The organism is Paenibacillus lupini (assembly GCF_011761355.1).
Taxonomy (GTDB): Bacteria; Bacillota; Bacilli; order Paenibacillales; family Paenibacillaceae; genus Pristimantibacillus; species Pristimantibacillus lupini.
Window position 1 is genome coordinate 480073 of the sequence record NZ_JAASRW010000004.1, and the last position, 18507, is coordinate 498579.

The window sequence follows — 18507 nt, forward strand, 5'->3', positions numbered from 1 at the left end:
TCAGAGGGAGGTGGGATGGTGTATTTGAAATATGCATGGTCATATTTGCTGTTAGCCTTGATCGGGTTGGCGATCCTTGTCTTGTCAGATCTCATTTCAGGAATGTCGTTAGCTGAGGCACTAAATATCATTCGCCATACCTTTTCCATCGTAACACCATTTGAATATATTTTGATCCCGCTTGCTGCCATCTCACCATTTGTTATCATGGTCTGGAACGGAAAAAAGAAATAAGTTATTCTTCCGCCTCGATCATTTGCTTCTTGAAAGAAGACCCTCTCATTCCAGCCCTTCGAATATAAGTCTCTACTTGGATTTCATACTCGCTCTCAGCAAACGTCTGAGGCCAATTCTTCTCAAGCTTTTTCCACTGTTTAGGATAAGACTTTTGCAGGAAGGAACCAAATCCAAGCACATCCGACTCCGCCTTCTGCGCAGCTGTAATGGTTGCTGCGACCTCCTTCTTCGTTTGGGCCGCCCATTTGTCCTGGATTCGCTTCATGGCATCTCGATTATTCAGATCATCCGAACAAGTCGTTTCACCAAGGACACCTTCCTCTTTGATATGAATAAGGAATTTAGGTTTGCCTTCTTGAAGGCTTGGCTTCACTTTTGTTATCGATCGAACAACGACAACAACATCCTTTGTACCTGCCTCCTCGCAGGGAAGATTCATGACGGTTCCTTTCATTTCATTTCTCGTCCACATGACTCCTCTGGCCAAATGGTTATCCATCCATCCAATCAATTTACCTTTTTTCATTAACGAAATACCGTTTATTAAGACGTATGAAGGCGGCTGGGCGTTTTTTGCGTTTCTTTCCGTAGAGGCAAGCTTGCGATCTCCAATAATCTGAATTCCCCCGATAATGGGCTCCCCTGGCCCAACAAGATCATTAATGATCTCCTTCACATTGGTGTCGGCATTTTCCGCCCACACTTGAGAAGTAATCCGTGATTTTCTGGAGATTCCGATAGAAGGGGTCTTTTCCAGTGGAGTCACAATACTCACGATCTCTTCAGCAGTTGTTCCTCTGGAGATGAGAACTGTAGAGCTTAGACGCACCTCGTGTGACCGCTCCATGAAATCAAACAAGTCATTAATTCCTTTTTTTGCTGCCTCCTCACCAATAACGACAAGCTGGATATGACCAAAAAAGAGCCGTCTTGGCACTTTTCTTGACGCTTTACGAAGAGCACCAAATAAAGAATTGTCCTGACTGCTGTAAGTTACAATGGGAAGAGCGCCCATGCCGACCTGAGCTCCTCCTTGTGCGGATAACGCTCCGGCATTCACGATCTGAAAGGATACGGAATAATCGTTGGAATTAGGGACAGAATCAATCCCCATGCCAACGACGATGGACATATCCGTTAGCTCTCTGCTATTCCAGCATCCGGTTACAGGTAAACAAACCGAGAGCAGAACCAGAATCGCAACGATTCGTTTCACAGCATGGCCTCCTTCCGTTAGATGTGCTCAGGGTAAGTTAATTGGGTCTTCGATTTGATGAGGATCGTTTGAACGTCCTGCGGACAAAGGTGTCCTTCAGCTCATTGGGCCGAAGCGGAGTAAGAGGCGACAAATAGGGTTCACCAAATGAACGTAATCCGCACATATGAGCGATCATTAAGATGCTGAACATCGCTATGCCGAAAAAACCTAGAAATGCAGAACAAAACATGACGGCAAAACGCAATAACCGAATGGACAGAGCGGCATTAAAGGAAGGGGTCGTAAAGCTGGAAATCCCCGTTAGAGCAACGACAATAACCATTGCTGAGGATACGATCCCGGCCTGGACCGCTGCTTGTCCTAGTACTAATGCTCCAACAATGGATACGGCTTGCCCAATTGCCCTTGGCATCCGTATGCCTGCCTCCCGAAGGATCTCGAAGGATACTTCCATAATCAGCGCTTCGACTAAAGCAGGGAAGGGAACACTTTCCCGCTGTGAGGCTAATGACAGAAGCAGAGGCGTAGGGATCATTTCCTGGTGGAACGTGATGGAAGCGATATAAATTGACGGGCCAAACATGGAAATAAATAAAGAGATATACCTTAACAATCGAATGCCCGAGGAAACGTCTGTTCGATGATAATAATCTTCTGCAGACTGAAAAAACATGAAAAATGTCGTTGGAGCAACAAGTGCAAATGGCGTGCCGTCTACGAAAACAGCGATCCGCCCCTCCAAAATATGCGCGGCTACCGTATCTGGTCTTTCCGTATTAAACAAGGTCGGAAAAGGGGTATAGGTCTGCTCTTCAATCAAATTTTCGATATAGCCAGATTCCAATATGGACTCGTAATCGATGTTTTGCAGGCGCCGCCTGACTTCATCAATGATTTCCTGTTTCGCCGTACCATTGAGATACATGATGGCTACTTCCGTATGCGTAACAGATCCAACCTGCATCGTTTCCAGCCAAAGATTAGAATTTTTTATCCTTCTTCGTACAAGTGCGACATTCGTGCTGATGGATTCATTAAAGCCGTCCTTTGGCCCTCTAATTACGATTTGAGAGGAAGGCTCCGTTACGGGCCTTACTTCTCCGCCACATGTCTCATAGCTTAAAGCTTCTTCGCACTGCTGCAGCAACAAGATGGTATTACCGGAAAGAATAGCTAGAACGATATCATTTATGGTGCTCATGGATTGAACATTAATACTGGACAAGCCCTTATGCTTGATTTGTTCAAGAGGAGACTTAGATGGAACGTCAAAGGTAAGCGAGAAAAAAGAATCAAACAACAAATCATGAACAATATGTCTATCGATAAGCCCGTCGACATACACCGCGGCAGCCTGAATGCCCTCAAGAGTAAATCTTTTGAATACCAGATCTGAGCTTGAACCTAAGGAAGCTTTGATCTCGTGTAGATTCATCTCCAGATTCGTGCTGATCCGGTCTGCAGAAATGGTTTTATTCATTTTAGCTAACCTCCCTGAGGCGTCGGAATGTTTTTCTGGCAAAGTGTACGAGTAGAAGGAACAAGGGGATAGCAACGGTTACAAGAAACAACATCACCATCGAAGATCTTTGGCCTTCATCCGTATGCTCCGGAAAACTCCAAGCCGAGAATATAGACATAAAGAGGATGACAATTCCCACAGGTGCGGCAAGCTTGTTAGTATTGGGAATCCGGAATAAATCACCCCATATGGCCATCACGGCGTAACAGTACAAACTCATTTTGAAAAATACACATATAATCAGCAACAGCATAACGATCGCATCCAGCCGCTGCAGAAAATCAGCCACATTAATGACCGATATCGTGGTAAGAAGCGAAAAGGTAGAGCGGACATAGATGCTGTTTCCAAGCACGAGAAGCTGCACGCCTTGTGTCAGGGATAATACTAACCCGCTGAAGAGAATGGCGGCAGTTCCCGTTCTTCCTGCTTCCTTAGAGTTATTAAGCAGCGGGAAGATGGTTGAGAAGGCGAACAGCTCGCTAAACGGGAATAGGAGTATAGACGGGTAAGCGGTTTGGATGACATTACGCCAGTCTCCTCCGTTAATCGGAAATAGATTTGAAAATTCCATTTCACCTGAGAAAGATACGGCTAGCAGCCCGGTTATTCCAAGAAACAGGATGACCAATATATAGACTTGGGCAAGCCGGAATAAAACCTCAACTCCTTTGCTAAGTACATAAATCATGACAAGTGCCATAGTCGTATTAATAATAAAGAGTGGAGTCTCATCATAGACGGAAGCGATTAGTAAATCGCCGGCTTCCCGCAGATTGCGGGAAGCGTTGTATATAAAATAAGCAAGGATAGACAAGTTTAATGGCCATGAGAGATAGGGACCGACGATTTTTCGGATATAACCACTCACAATGAGGTCTGGATATTGACGATATAAATACCGGTAAAGTCCATATAGAAGGAGTGCTCCAGGGAGTGCGATCAAGATGGACAGCCAAGTGGCATGGTTTGACTCAAGTCCGATATGAACGACTATAGCCGTGCCGAACTCGAACAATATCATTAGGGAAAGCAGCTGCTTAGAGCTAATGGTTTGTTTGTTCCCCAACATCATTTCCCTCCCGAAGTCAGCAGATTTTCTCGCTAATTATTTCCAAGAACAAGCTGGAATATGTAACCTTTAAGTAAATCATTCAATTGGCGAGTTGCCAATTCAGCGTGTATCCATTACAATACTGAATAAATGTTCAGTATGAATGATCGGAGCTCAAGTGAGGTGAAGACTAGATGAATAAGAAGCAGCAGCAAACCGAGCAGACAAAGAAGAAGATAGCTGATGCCGCCCGAGCTTTATTCGTGCAAAAGGGCTACAAGGCGACTTCCATTGAAGATATTGTGAAAGCGACCGGCTGCAGTGCCGGCAACATTTATTATCATTTCAAAAGCAAGGAAGGACTGTTCTTGCATCTGATCGAGGATTGGAATACGGAGTGGGAAGTGAACTGGCTGGCGAAGGAGCCTCTTTACCCGACAACCATCGATAAGCTGTATGGGATGGCAGAGCATCTGGCGGAAGATCAGCTGAATCACCCGCTTACTAAAGCCGTTGATGAGTTTTTTTACAATGCAGAGAAAAATCCTGAAGTAGAAGAGCGCATTAATGAGATGGTTAAAGGTTATATTGATTTTAACCGAGAGCTGTTGCAGCGGGGGATCGATAATGGTGAATTCGAAACGACGAATGTGACCGGACTCGCTATTATTCTGGATAGTCTGATGTACGGTCTAAATCAGCATACGAGAAGAATGGAACGGTATGAAGCGCTGGCGGCTTACCGGCTGGCGATAGATGTGTTCTTGCACGGCATTGCCAAGACGGGCCGCTAGGCCTTTTTTTACGCAATAATCTAGAATGAATATTCAGTATTATGACAGCTTGGAAACCGGGGGAATAAAGAATGACGTTATTACTTAAAAATCGTGGAGCAATGCTCATCCTGATGTTTAATTTACTGCTAGTCTTCACGGGGATTGGGCTCGTTATCCCAATCATGCCGAAGTTTATGGAGACGCTGGGCATTACGGGAGGGATTGTAGGCCTTCTCGTCGCTGCCTTTTCGCTGACGCAGCTTCTGTTCTCGCCGCTCGCCGGACGTCTGTCGGATAAATTCGGCAGGAAAAAGATGATCGTCATTGGGATGATTGTTTTTGCTGTATCAGAAGCAATGTTCGGATTTGCTTCTTCTTCCGTCCTGCTGTTTGTGTCGAGGTTGCTCGGCGGCATTGCTGCAGCAATGATTATGCCTGCGGTTATGGCTTATGCAGCTGATGTTACAACCAAAGAAGAACGTGCCAAGGGAATGGGCTTTATCAACGCAGCGATTACAACCGGATTTATTATCGGTCCTGGTATTGGCGGCTATATTGCCGAATTCGGAATTCGTGCACCGTTTTATGCTGCGGGGGCAGCAGGTCTTGTTGCAGCCTTCATCAATCTGGTGAGTCTGCGGGAGTCGAGACCGGTAAAGGAAGTGGGAGAGTCCTCCAATGCCCCGTCTACAATTAAAGCAAAAGGACAGGGCGGCTTTCTTAGCCAGCTGAAGCATTCCTATCGCGAGCCTTATTTCTTAAGCTTGATTATTGTATTTGTCTTGTCCTTTGGGCTTGCGAATTTTGAGACCGTATTTGGATTGTTCGTTGATCATAAATTCGGCTATGAGCCTAAGGATATCGCCTTTATTATAACGTTTGGCTCGATCGCTGGTGCTGTGGTCCAGGTGACCATCTTCAGCTGGATTTTGGAAAAGTTTGGCGAGAAGCGTGTCATTTCGATCTGCTTGTTGTTCGCTGGATTGTTTATTGCGCTGACGCTGTTTGTCCATCAATTCTGGATGGTGTTTGCCGTTACGTTTATTATTTTCCTGGCGATCGATATACTAAGACCCGCGATCAGTACACAGATGTCGATGGTAGCCAAGGATCAGCAGGGTTATGTAGCGGGCCTTAACTCAGCCTTCACTAGTCTTGGCAATATTGCTGGACCGATCATCGCAGGATTCTTGTTTGATATCGATATTAACTATCCGTACGGGTTAGCTTGTATTGTATTGCTGCTAAGCTTCATGCTGACCCTGCGGGAGAAGAAGCGCAGCCTGCAGGGAGCACGTTCAACTTCGTAATTTCATTGATTTTCCGTTCTTTCCTGCAGACGTCGGTATTTTTTATACCGGCGTCTGTTTTTTTTATTTAATGCCATTATCAAAAAAAAGAGCAACTTATCCCAAAAAATGAGGCGCTTACCGACTTTAAAGTAAGCGTTTACACTAAAGGTGTCGACAAATCAGTTGTATACTTCCGAGAGGAGGAAGGCTAGCCGTTGCAAGCTTAGCAAGCATCCATCGTCAGTCACAATCATTAAATTGGGATGAATAGGATGGTGTCAGCATGGTCAGTACGAAGGGGCTAAAGAGAAGAAAAGTAACGTCGGTCTTATTGGCAGGTACATTATTGCTTAGCGGTTCACTGCAGGTAATGCCCGGTAAAGTCTCAGCAGATGCGGTTAACTTTAACACGCAGGTTGGCGGCATTTTTGATGGAATGCCATTGTTTGATGGAGTTCCTTCGCACTTGGATGCATTCGTCGATACTTACTTTAATTATGTCGGGCTTGAAGGTGCAGCCTTGTATGCAACGGGTATCCGCGACAATTATACGTTCGTTATGGATGACAATCCGGTCAAGGGGAAGACCGTACCCGGGGGCATATCTGCGGCAGATAACGTGTACGGAGTATCAACGGATTTTCCTGCACTTGTAGGCTTGGGGCAGACTTGGAATAAGGAGCTTCTGACTCAAGTAGGGCAAGTGATGGGCAGTGAGAAAATCAGCCAAAACAATGTAAAACAAGGCACAGCTAATATTCACAACGGTTCTAATACGTCCAGACTGATTGCTTTCACCGCGTTATCGGATATGCGTATTAACCCGCTTAACGGACGTTTCCCAGAGGGCTATGGTGAAGATCCGTATTTGTCGGCAACGATGATCGACAATATGGCAGCAGGCCTGTCCGGTACGGATCAAAGGTCGAGTGAAGACGGCTTCTGGATCCGGGCAATTGTAGGAACCAAGCATTTCTCCATGTACAACGCGGAGTGGTACCGGCAATCTTCCAGTACGGCAGCCGGAGCAAGATCCATTTACGAGTATCAGACTCCATCTGCGTTTAAGGGATTACAGTCGGGTTCAGTATCTGGCATCATGACCTCATTCGGGCGTACAAACGGTATTCCTAATATTATTTCTCCTTACATGATTCTGGGCGATAACATGGCCAAATATGGCATGTACTCCTCGCCGGACTTTAACGGGGAGCAGCATTTGTATAACACAAGCTTCGGGAATGGTTATGACACGCAATACACCTTGGACCGCAAACATGCGCTTGCGCTTATGGTGCTTGGTCATTCGGAATCTGTTCGGGCAAGCGGCACGGATAAGACAGATGTCGTGACGCTGGCGAACGCTGTCAAAGAAGGTTTGTACGGTATTACCTTGCAGGATGTTCAAGCATCTGGTCGTCCACTTATTAATCAGCTTGTCCGCGCAGGTATATTTAACGAAGTGGATCAGAACGGTATTCCTAAATATTATCCGTTTGCCAGCCAGGCAAAGGATGTATCCTCTAATCTCACCAGCTTTAGCACCACAGCCCATCAAGAGGTTGCTCAGCAGGCAGCGAGAGAAACCGTTGTACTGTTGAAAAATACGGACAATGCGCTCCCGCTGGCGAAAAATAAAAAGGCAGCTGTCATCGGAGCATATGCCGATATGCGTATGAAAGCCCAATACTCGGCGAGCACTCCAAGCCTTCCGACGGCAGGGAAGACACCATTATTCTCTATCTTGAACACGATTGGCGCTTCCAATGTGCAATTTAATACAGGCGGCGAAGTTATCGCGCTTAAATCTAAGGCAAACGGCAAGTACTTGACTGCTGGAACGGCTGCAGGAGCACAACTGTCAGCTGACTATACGCCAGCTGGAGAGACCTTCAACAACGCCCAGCTGTTCGAGGTTTATGATTGGGGTCAGCAAGCGACAAGTCTTGTCTCCAAGGAGAACAGCCGTTGGGTTACAGCTCCAACCGCAAATAACTCGGCCGTTGGGAATACGGCAACAGCAAACCTGCTGCTGACAAACCCGGACTGGTCTACCCTTACTTCTCTGGGCAATAACAGCACTGTGCCTGCCAAGCTTCGCTTCGAGAGCAATGCGGACAATTCCGTCTCCATTATCTCCGGCGGATTAGGCTTCCAGACTGGCGTATACAGCGGCAGATTCCTGACAACTGCAGGGGATGGCAAGATCGCAACTGCCGCTGCAGCTATCGGTAATCAATCGAATTTGAATATACGCGGCGATGACGTGAAGTTCGAGAAAACAACAGTGAAGGAAGCAGGCGCGGACGCAGCAGCAATGGCAGAAACACAAGATTATGCCCTTGTATTCGTAGGCGCGCATCCAAGCAACAGTGCGGCAGAAGGCAATGACCGTGCCGATTTGTACCTTGGGGCTAATGATTACAAGCTGGTGAAGAACGCAGCCGCGGCTTTCGCAGCGAAGAACAAGAAAACGATTGTGGTACTGCTTGCAAGCTCGCCGGTTATTATGGAAGCTATTCAGAATGACCCTAACGTATCTGCCATCATCGAACAGCCATATTCCGGCGAGTTCGATGCCCAAGGTCTTGTCGATGTACTCTATGGCGACTATGCACCTACGGGAAGATTGTCTTCCACTTGGTATGCAGATATGTCTGCACTTCCAGCAATCGATAAGTATTCGATTCCAGAAGGCAATGCAACAACATTAAGCCAGATCGATCCGCGTTATACGGTTGATATGTTTAATGCAGATCCGGTTGAAACGAAATTAACGTACATGTATACGAGTGCTCCAGTTACGTACCCATTCGGATATGGACTTGGTTACGCTGAATTTACTTACAAAGACTTCGTCTCTCCGTCTACAACCAACAGCAGCTCTCCATTCAACGTGTCCGTTGAAATTACGAATGAGGGCAATATTGCAACATCAGAAGTAGTACAGCTGTATGCGAAGAAAAACGGCTCCGCATACGGTGCCGAGACACCTCAGAAGAAGCTTGTTGGTTACGAGAAAGTATCACTCACAGCAGGTGAACATAAAGTGGTTACTCTGACTGTAGATCCTAAGGATCTCGCTATCTGGGATGTGAATAAGGGAGATTACATCGTAGAGGACGGCTCCTACTCGCTTATGGTAGGCCACTCGTCAGACGATATCCGCTACACAAGTAATATTACGATTGCAGGTGATCAGCTTTCTACCCTCCCTGCAACAGATAAGTTTAATGTGTTCGATCATGCCTTTGCTGCAAGCTATGTGAACTATTCGGAGGCTTCCAAAGCCCGGACGGTAGAGAGCTTGAGAGACGACAAAGTTGCAGGTGAATACTACACCGTTAATTCGAAGAAACAAGGCTCCTGGGTTGCCCTGCCGAAAGCTGACTTTACCGGAGCGAACACGCTAGTAGCCAGCGTTGCGAGCAATGGAAGCGGCGGCAACATTACGTTAAGAGCCGACTCTCCGACCAATGAGCCATTTGCAACAATCGCAGTGCCGGTAACGAGTGTATCCACCTACACGATGCCGACTGCAGCGGATCAAACGGTTAGAGAGCTTGGATTTACCGAAGTTGAAGCGACAATTGATGATGCACCGCAAGGGCAGCACACGGTATATGTCGTGTTCGACTCGCCGGATCTGCGTATCGACAATATGCAGGTAACGGAAAATGAGCTTACGATAAGCTCTCCAGCTGCTAATGCGGTTCTGCCGGGCGCAGAGATCGGCAGTGCTTACGATCAGCAGTTGACGCTTGGTGCTGTTGGCGGCACCGCTCCTTATACGTGGAGCGTGACGGGACTTCCAGATGGCTTGACCTTCGATCCAGCGACCGGAAGAATTACCGGAACTCCTGCTGAAGGAACCAATGAAGCAAGCCCGTATACGGTGACGATTACGGTTGCGGATGCCAATACGACTTCGATTTCCGTCACTAACTCACTGGTTGTCAACGCAGCGGGAGCTTTTAAAGCCTCCCTGAACGGAGTCAATCAAGTCTACTCCAATGCTCCATTTAGCCTTAACATTGGTTTAAGCCATGTATCTTCACCGCTGCTCGCTCAGGATATTGAGGTAAGCTATGATTCAAGCGCGGTTGAGTTCCTAAGTGCGGAGTCTCTGACGGATGGTGTGAGCATTGTTGGTACAGATTCAGATAATCCTGGAACCGTGCGGATCCTGCTTGTCAGTGAAGGTCCGGACCATGCCGTATCGGCCGATGGTAATGTGATTAAGTTGAATTTGAAAGCCAAGGCGCTTACGCAAAACCAAACAGCAGCCTTCGCGATTACAAACGCTTTATTCTCGGATGGTACTACGGAGATTACGGCAGAACCGGGTGATTCGTTAAGCGTTCAAATTCTGTACGTCAATAATCATGCGCTGCTTGATAAAATCACAGAAGCACAAGCCTTCCATGATGCTGCAGTTGAAGGATCAGCACTTGGTCAATACCCTGCAGGCTCCAAAGCAACTCTGCAAGCGGCAATTGATGCAGCGATTACAGTTGCTGGAGGTACACCAACTGAGCAGCAGGTTCAAGATGCTGTTGCAGCCCTTAGCCAAGCGCTTCAAGCGTTCAAGCAGCTTGTTGTAACGCAGGTTGTAGGCGATGTGAATGGTGACAATAGAATCAGCGTGCTCGACCTGGCTCAAGTGTCCGTCAACTATGGCAAAACATCGCAATCCACAGATTGGAATGCGATAAAACGGATGGATCTTAATAATGACGGCGTTATCGATATTTCCGACCTCGTCATGATCGCGCAAAAAATTCTGCAATCTTAATTCAAAGAGGAGGAGGGGGTGACCCTTCCTCCTGCTTTCATGGGGGAGATTATCGATGCTGCGGAAATGGTTCTTATCTACAATCGCCTTATGTTTGCTATTATCCGGTGTTGCGGTTAATTCGGTGTCAGCGGCAGAAGCTTCTTATTCTATCAGTACGGATAAGACGAGCGTCAGCGTAAATAATGCTTTAATCGTAACGGTTAACGGGAATGACTTGAAGGATGTCTATGGCTATGAGATCGTCCTTTCTTATGATACAAGCAAGCTTTCCTTTCAATCAGCGAATAATGTTTTGCCGAAAAACAGTACATCCGAACAAAACGGCTTCGCAATCTCTCCTATTAAATCGGGAAATAAAGTGACGTTCGCTTATACGAAGGTGGGTTCAGTTTCAGGTGCTTCCGGGGCTAAGTCTCTAGCTGCCTTTACGTTTAATGGATTAGCAGAAGGAAAGGCTTCGGTAGTTATTGAATCCGTTAAGATTGTCCGCTCGGATTTGACAGCCGATAAGCAAACGCCAAATAAAACCGTACAGGTGAATATCCTGGCTTCCACGAATGTCAGCGGCGAATTTAAAGATGTTGCTGCAAACTTCTGGGCGAAGGAGGCCATTACGAGAGCGGCTAAGCTTGGCTTCGTCAATGGTTATACAGACGGTACGTTTAAACCGCTTAAGCAGGTTACAAGGGCGGAATTTGTGACGATGATGGCGCGTGCGCTGCAATTACCTCTTAATGGGGATAATTCGGCTGCAGCCTTTAAGGATAATGACAAAATCGGCAATTGGGCGAAGCCTTATGTGGAGAGCGGAGTAGCTGCAGGCTGGATCAAGGGCTTTGCAGACGGAACGTTCCGTCCTGATCTTCCGATCACCCGTGCGGAAATGACTGTCATAGCCGTTCGCGCGCTTAAGCTGGATACGGAGCAAGCCGGTCAGCTTACATTCGCAGACGCAGTCAGCATACCGTCTTGGGCGAAGGAGGCTGTTGCAGCTGCAGTTAAAGCCGGTCTTGTGAACGGCCGGGGTAATAACAAGTTTGTACCTGCAGATTCTGCGAATAGGGCCGAAGCTGTGACGATGATCCTGCGAATTGTTGATTATAAAAAGTAGCTGATACTGCACAGTTAGAAGCCCGGAATCCTAGTGATTCCGGGCTTCTTCGTATATTCTGCGTAAAGTTTGCGAATACTGAATATTTTCGCTTGAAATCTCGTATCTCCTACTGATAGACTGAACATCTGCCTGAAAGAGTAGTGCCAAATCCGAAGGAGGCTTATACCAATCTATGAATCAGGATTTTATTGAAATCGTTAACGCAAGAGTGAACAATCTCAAGAACGTCAGTGTACAGATCCCGAAAGGAAAGATCACGATCTTCACAGGGGTATCCGGTTCAGGCAAGTCATCCATCGTATTTGATACGATTGCCCAGGAAGCAGGAAGGCAGTTAAATGAAACATATAGCAGCTTTATCCGGACTTTCCTGCCGCGTTACAGCAGGCCGGAAGCTGATGAAATTAGAAATTTAGCTACGGCGATTGTAATTGACCAGAAACGGCTTGGCGGTAATGCCCGTTCTACGCTTGGTACAGTGACGGACATTAACTCTTTGCTGCGTCTGTTGTTTTCACGTTTTGCCGAGCCGCATATCGGTTACAGCAATGCTTATTCCTTTAATGATCCAAGCGGTATGTGCCTCGAATGCGAAGGGATCGGCAGGTCGATTACGCTAAATGTGGAAGCCGCACTGGATATGGATAAATCCTTAAACGAAGGAGCTATTCTGCTTCCGGCTTTTGCGCCAGGTACTTGGCAGTGGAAGACGTACGGGGAATCCGGTTTCTTCGATAACGATAAGAAGATTAAAGACTTTAGTGAAGAAGAACTGGACAAGCTGCTGTTCGCAGAGCCGCAAAAGGTTACCGTCACTTATCAGGAGAGCGATATTAACGCTACCTATGAGGGGCTTGCAGTCCGGTTTATGCGTCAGAATGTAAAGACCGACAGGGTAACTTCCTCCAAAGGTGCCGATAAGCTAAGCAAGTTTACAACGACCGGCAGATGCCCTGTCTGCAAGGGCAAACGGTATAACGAGAAGGTTCTATCCTCTAAAATGATGGGTTATTCGATTTACGACATGACCGTCCTGCAGTTGGATGAGCTGATTCATGTACTGCAACGCCTCGACAACCCGGTGGCAAAGCCGATCGTGGATGGTCTTGTGGAGCGCCTCCGAAATCTGGTTGAAATCGGACTTGGCTATATGGACTTAACTCGGGAGACGGCAACATTGTCCGGCGGTGAATCCCAGCGGGTGAAGATGGTCAAGCATCTGTCGAGCAGCTTAACCGGGCTAATGTACATTTTCGATGAGCCTAGTACGGGTCTGCATCCAAGAGATGTATACCGTCTGAATGAACTGCTGGTCAAGCTCCGTGACAGAGGCAACACTGTACTCGTCGTCGAGCATGACCCGGATGTCATTCAAGTGGCAGATTATATCATTGATGTTGGACCCAAAGCTGGCTCAGGCGGCGGAAAGATTATGTACAGCGGCAGCTACGAGGGTCTGCTAACATCGGGTACCCTTACAGGCGAGTATTTAACTCGTCATGAGGAATTAAATGCTAATCCTAGGCCAGTCTCGGAATTCTATGAAAGCAAGCGGAGCAGCCTTCATAATTTGAAGAACGTCAGCCTCTCCGTTCCTAAAGGCGTCTTCACGGTTATTACTGGTGTAGCGGGCTCAGGTAAAAGTACCCTTGTTAATCAAGTGTTTGCGCATGATTTTCCCGAGGCGATTCGGATTGATCAAAGCGCAGTAAACGGCAATATCCGCTCCAATCCAGCAACCTATTCTGATATTATGGGGTCGATCCGTAAAGCATTTGCGGATGCTAATGACGTGTCAGCCGGGCTGTTCAGCTTTAACTCCGAGGGCGGCTGTGAGGCCTGCAACGGAACAGGATCGATTGAGCTGAACATGTCGTTTATGGATAAGGTGGAGATCGAATGCAGCGAATGCAACGGCAACCGATTCAAGCAGGAAGTGCTTCAATATGAGTACAAAGGGAAAAATATTGTTGCTGTCATGGAAATGACGATTGCTGAAGCAGAAGACTTCTTCGAAGCTAAAGACATCCGGACTAAGCTGAAGGGTCTGGAGTTGGTGGGTCTTGGTTATCTGACTTTAGGCCAGCCGCTTTCAACGCTCTCAGGCGGCGAATGCCAACGGCTGAAGCTGGGTAAAGAGCTGAACAAGAAAGGCAATATCTATATTCTCGACGAGCCAACAACAGGTCTTCATATGTCGGATGTGTCCAACATTTTGAATATTATCAATGAGCTGGTTGAGAAAGGCAATACAGTAATTGTGATTGAACATAATCTGGACGTGATTCGCAAGAGCGATTGGATTATTGATCTGGGGCCGGATGGCGGCTCAGGCGGCGGGGAAATGATATACGAAGGACCGCCGGAAGGGATCTTGACCTGCGAGCGTTCGGTTACGGCAAAGTATTTGTAGGATAGATTTACAGCTCTGTTCACTTGATGCTATTGGTCAAGCTGAGCAGGGCTGTTTCTTTTTTTAAACCCGATTAAACGGATTGGATATTGAGAACAAATAGAGCCCGGCTACATATGCTGATAGCAAGCAACACATTGTGGCAGCACGAGGGGAGCATACGTACAGATGGGCAGAGAGTTTACAGCGCTGTTTGACGAATGGTCGGAGTCTTATGATCGTACGGTTGCCGGGGAAGATGTGGAATATCGGGAAGTATTCGAAGGATATGACCGCATCCTTGAAGCGGTAGCGGAGAGGGTAAGCGGCACGGTTGTAGAGTTTGGCGTTGGCACAGGTAATTTGACCGAGAAATTGCTTGCGAAGAGCGATAAAGTATACGGAATAGAGCCCTCAGAAGGGATGCGCCGTGAAGTACTCAAGCGGGAACTGCCGATGGAGCTCCTGGACGGCGACTTTTTGGAATTTCCGGCACTGCCGTCTTCGATTGATGCGATTGTAAGCACGTATGCTTTTCACCATCTGACGGATGTGGAGAAAGAGCGGGCAGTCGCGTTGTACAGCCAGCTGCTTGCCCCTGGAGGGCGTGTTGTATTCGCAGATACGTCATTTGCCAGTGCGGAGGAGCGGCATGAGATTGAACAATCTGCGCTTGAAGCGGGATTTTTGAATCTTTATCAAGATTTGCGCACGGAATATTATACGTCTTTGGAGATCCTGAATAAGCTGTTTATGGGGCATGGATTTACGGTCAGCTTTACCCGCCTCAATCGTTATGTCTGGCTGCTGGAAGCAGTCAAGCTGGCCTAGAAACTGCACCTCCAGATGGGAACAGCAGAGGAGAGATGCTTACATGGCTGTATATCGCAATGTCCATGAGCTGATCGGAAATACACCAATCGTTGAACTGACCCGTTTTCCATTACCCGCAGGTATCCGGTTATTCGCTAAGCTGGAGATGATGAATCCCGGGGGCAGCGTGAAGGACCGTCTTGGGCTTGCGCTGCTTAACGACGCGGCGGAGCGGGGAGAGCTGAAACCTGGGGGAACCATAATAGAGCCGACAGCCGGCAACACTGGAATTGGCTTGGCACTTGCCGCGATTGGGCTTGGCTATAAAGTGATGTTTGTTGTACCTGAGAAATTCAGCATCGAGAAGCAGACATTAATGCGTGCGCTTGGTGCGGAAGTTGTCCATACTCCAACCTCAGAAGGGATGCTCGGAGCAATAAGTAAAGCGGAAGAGCTTGTACGGAGCATTCCGGGAGCGTATACACCGTCACAGTTCTCCAATCCGGCTAACCCTGCTGCCTATTATTCAACGCTTGGTCCGGAGCTATGGCAGGAGCTGGAGGGGCAGATTGATATCTTTGTTGCAGGTGCGGGAACCGGCGGTACCTTTATGGGGACAGCACGCTATTTGAAGGAGCAAAGTCCGTCTGTGAAGACTGTGATTGTTGAACCGGAGGGTTCGATATTGGCAGGCGGAGCGGCAGGTTCCCACCGGACGGAGGGAATTGGCGTGGAAAAGCTGGCTCCGTTTATGGATCCTTCCTATTTCGATGCTATTCATACGATAACGGATGATGATGCTTTTGCCCGTGTGAAGGAGCTGGCAAGGCTGGAAGGACTGCTTGTCGGCAGCTCTTCCGGTGCTGCGCTTGAAGCTGCTCTGAGGGAAGCGGAGCTTGCCCCGCATGATAGCCGGATTGTTACGGTGTTCCCTGATGGCAGCGAGAGGTATCTCAGCAAGCAGATTTACGGGGAGTAAGGAGGCTGCGAAGGATGAAGCGATTAACGAAGCTGATCCACGGCGGCACGCCGGTTGATCCGCATACAGGTGCGGTAAGTGTGCCGATCTATCAGACCAGCACCTATAAACAGGATGATATTGGCGTTCACCGCGGTTACGAATATTCACGTACGGGCAACCCAACACGGCATGCCCTGGAGGAATTGATCAAGGAGCTCGAAGGAGGAGCGCGCGGGCTTGCTTTTAGTTCGGGAATGGCCGCTATTCATACGGTGTTGTCCCGCCTCAATAGCGGTGATCATCTGCTTGTAACCGATGATGTGTATGGCGGAACGTTCCGGATCGTAACTCGCGTGCTGGCGCGGCTTGGCATCGAGGCTACCTTCGTGGATACGGCGGATCTGGCTGCACTAGGGGAGGCGGTACGGCCTAATACCAAAGCTTTGCTGGTCGAAACGCCAACGAATCCGCTGCTGAAGCTGACGGATATTGCTTCCGTATCCGCCTGGGCGAAGACTCATGGCCTGATGTTTATCGTAGACAACACGTTTGGCACGCCGTATTGGCAGACACCTCTGACACTTGGCGCTGATGTTGTTGTTCACTCGGCGACCAAATATTTGGGCGGGCACAGCGATGTTGTTGCTGGTTTGGTTGTAACGGCTGACGAGAAGCTGGGCGAAGAGCTGCATTATATTCAGAATGCCGTTGGCGGCGTGCTTGGCCCTCATGATTCATGGCTTCTAATGCGAGGGATGAAAACATTAGGGCTTCGTATGGAGGCGCATGAGGCGAATGCCCGCGCAATCGCTAGTGTTCTTGCTGACCATCCAGCGGTACGGAAGGTTTATTATCCTGGATTGCCAGATCATCCGCAGCATGAGCTGGCGAAGCAGCAGGCGCTTGGCTTCGGCGGAATGATTTCCTTTGATGTCGGAAGCGCGGAGCGGGCGGCGGAAGTGCTGCGGAAAGTGAAATATTTTACACTGGCTGAAAGCTTAGGCGCGGTAGAAAGCCTTATCTCTGTTCCTGCACGAATGACGCATGCGTCAATTCCGAAGGAGCGAAGAGAGCTGCTTGGCATTACCGATGGGCTGATCCGCATCTCGGTTGGCATCGAGGACCAAGAGGATTTGATCGAAGATCTGGCTCAGAGTTTGGGAGAGTAGTGTGGGGAGTGGGGCTGTTCCAAGCCAGTGTGGCTGGTGGAACAGCCTTTTTTGCTGCTCTTTAAGTCCGATCAGGAGGTGTAAGTTGGATTTACTACAGTCTAATTTAACTTGCGGTTACCCTGGCCGGACTTATGTTGAATTTGAGTTGCACCAGTTCGCCGATCATTCCGATAAGCCATAGGAGTCATCTGATACTGCTCGGCGAATATTCGGTAGAAGAATCCGAGACTGCTGTATCCCACATCATGGGCAATGTCCTCGATGGGACGGTCTGTGTTCGCAAGCAGGCCAGCCGCATGGATCAGACGCTGGGTTTTGACTAGCTCGATAAACGTTTTGCCGGTTCTCTTCTTGAGCATATTGCCGATGTAATTGGCATTAAAGCTGAAGGCCTTCGACAGTTGGGTGAGGCTGCAGTCCCGATAGTTCTTCTCGATATAATCAAGAATCTGGATCAGGTCGGCTTTGGCAGCCCCTTGCAAGCCGTTGTTCGTTCTGACAGTATAAACTCTCATTAATTCTGTAAAGATGAGCATGGTGTAGTTATAGATCATCTCCTGTGCGTAGACCCGGCTGCCAAACGCTTCACCCATCATATTTTTCATGAATAGCTGCAGGTCCGCATGCCCCTCTGACTCAAAGACGATGTACCGGTTATGATTCGTATTCTCCGTAATCGCATTAGCCAGGAAATCCGAGACAATTCCCCTCGATCCGAAGCGACTTAAGAAGGAGGAAGTGAAGGTGTCTTTCTTCATGATTATATTAATGAGCAGGTCTTCTTCCCCCATAGCTTCGATACTGTGAACGACCTCGGAATCCAGAAGACAAACCTGTCCCTCTCGAAGTACTACTTCTTCACCATTAATCGTCTGCCTGCACGTTCCGGAATAGATATAATTCAGCTCGATAAAATCATGATAATGCGGCGGCATTGGAGCAAAACGGTTATGCTTGCGGATATGAATCGGTCCATTGGTGAAAAAAGGAGAATCTGGCATCCGGAAGGGGACGTTTATTTCCCGCTGCCGTGGTGCAGAAGGAATGTCATTCACATTCTCCTTCCACTCGAGCTGCCTTGCTTCCGTCTCATTGACTTCTTTTAAATACCTATCCAGTTGTTGGTGGTTCACCATAATCCCCCTGTCTTCATCATC

General features: G+C 48.0%; 13 protein-coding genes. 9 read left to right on the forward strand and 4 right to left on the reverse strand.

Annotated elements, in window-relative coordinates:
* Positions 1 to 15: 15 nt before the first annotated feature.
* Positions 16 to 234, forward strand: a complete 219-nt coding sequence (locus tag FHS17_RS15630) for a YczF family membrane protein (RefSeq protein ID WP_167279324.1) — start codon at positions 16 to 18, stop codon at positions 232 to 234.
* A gap of 1 nt (position 235) precedes the next feature.
* Here FHS17_RS15630 and FHS17_RS15635 read toward each other — a convergent pair whose 3' ends face one another.
* From FHS17_RS15635 to FHS17_RS15645, 3 genes are read right to left on the reverse strand one after another with little or no spacing between them, the layout of a single operon-like run.
* A complete protein-coding gene (locus FHS17_RS15635) occupies positions 236 to 1453 on the reverse strand; it encodes a Ger(x)C family spore germination protein (RefSeq protein WP_167279325.1) in 1218 nt (405 codons plus the stop codon).
* Positions 1454 to 1490: 37 nt separating this feature from the next.
* On the reverse strand, positions 1491 to 2936 hold the full coding sequence (locus tag FHS17_RS15640; protein WP_167279326.1) for a spore germination protein: 1446 nt from the start codon (positions 2934 to 2936) through the stop codon (positions 1491 to 1493).
* Between the two features lies 1 nt (position 2937).
* A complete protein-coding gene (locus FHS17_RS15645; RefSeq protein ID WP_167279327.1) occupies positions 2938 to 4047 on the reverse strand; it encodes a GerAB/ArcD/ProY family transporter in 1110 nt (369 codons plus the stop codon).
* Positions 4048 to 4226: 179 nt separating this feature from the next.
* Here FHS17_RS15645 and FHS17_RS15650 point away from each other — a divergent pair, with 179 nt between their 5' ends.
* The 8 genes from FHS17_RS15650 (at position 4227) to FHS17_RS15685 (ending at position 17347) form a co-directional block, all read left to right on the forward strand.
* The gene (locus FHS17_RS15650) at positions 4227 to 4826 is read left to right on the forward strand and encodes a TetR/AcrR family transcriptional regulator (protein WP_167279328.1); all 600 of its coding nucleotides are present in this window, start codon (positions 4227 to 4229) and stop codon (positions 4824 to 4826) included.
* 71 nt (positions 4827 to 4897) lie between these two features.
* Positions 4898 to 6118 carry an MFS transporter gene (locus tag FHS17_RS15655; RefSeq protein WP_167279329.1) on the forward strand — a complete coding sequence of 407 codons (1221 nt, stop codon included), beginning with the start codon at positions 4898 to 4900 and terminating at the stop codon, positions 6116 to 6118.
* Between the two features lie 265 nt (positions 6119 to 6383).
* Positions 6384 to 10895 carry a glycoside hydrolase family 3 C-terminal domain-containing protein gene (locus FHS17_RS15660; RefSeq protein WP_167279330.1) on the forward strand — a complete coding sequence of 1504 codons (4512 nt, stop codon included), beginning with the start codon at positions 6384 to 6386 and terminating at the stop codon, positions 10893 to 10895.
* A 55-nt stretch (positions 10896 to 10950) separates the two neighbouring features.
* Positions 10951 to 12009, forward strand: coding sequence for an S-layer homology domain-containing protein (locus tag FHS17_RS15665; RefSeq protein ID WP_167279331.1), 1059 nt, complete (start codon positions 10951 to 10953; stop codon positions 12007 to 12009).
* Positions 12010 to 12184: 175 nt separating this feature from the next.
* Positions 12185 to 14425, forward strand: a complete 2241-nt coding sequence (locus FHS17_RS15670; protein ID WP_167279332.1) for an ATP-binding cassette domain-containing protein — start codon at positions 12185 to 12187, stop codon at positions 14423 to 14425.
* A gap of 168 nt (positions 14426 to 14593) precedes the next feature.
* Positions 14594 to 15235, forward strand: coding sequence for a class I SAM-dependent DNA methyltransferase (locus FHS17_RS15675; RefSeq protein ID WP_167279333.1), 642 nt, complete (start codon positions 14594 to 14596; stop codon positions 15233 to 15235).
* Positions 15236 to 15278: 43 nt separating this feature from the next.
* Complete coding sequence (locus FHS17_RS15680; protein ID WP_167279334.1) at positions 15279 to 16196, forward strand: PLP-dependent cysteine synthase family protein; 918 nt, start codon at positions 15279 to 15281, stop codon at positions 16194 to 16196.
* A 14-nt stretch (positions 16197 to 16210) separates the two neighbouring features.
* Entirely contained in the window at positions 16211 to 17347 is a 1137-nt protein-coding gene (locus FHS17_RS15685; RefSeq protein ID WP_167279335.1) for a bifunctional cystathionine gamma-lyase/homocysteine desulfhydrase, read from the forward strand.
* A 101-nt stretch (positions 17348 to 17448) separates the two neighbouring features.
* On the opposite strand, the gene FHS17_RS15690 is transcribed toward FHS17_RS15685, so the two are convergent.
* Positions 17449 to 18483 (reverse strand): helix-turn-helix domain-containing protein, encoded by a 1035-nt coding sequence (locus FHS17_RS15690; protein WP_167279336.1) that lies wholly within the window; start codon positions 18481 to 18483, stop codon positions 17449 to 17451.
* Between the last annotated feature and the right edge of the window lie 24 nt (positions 18484 to 18507).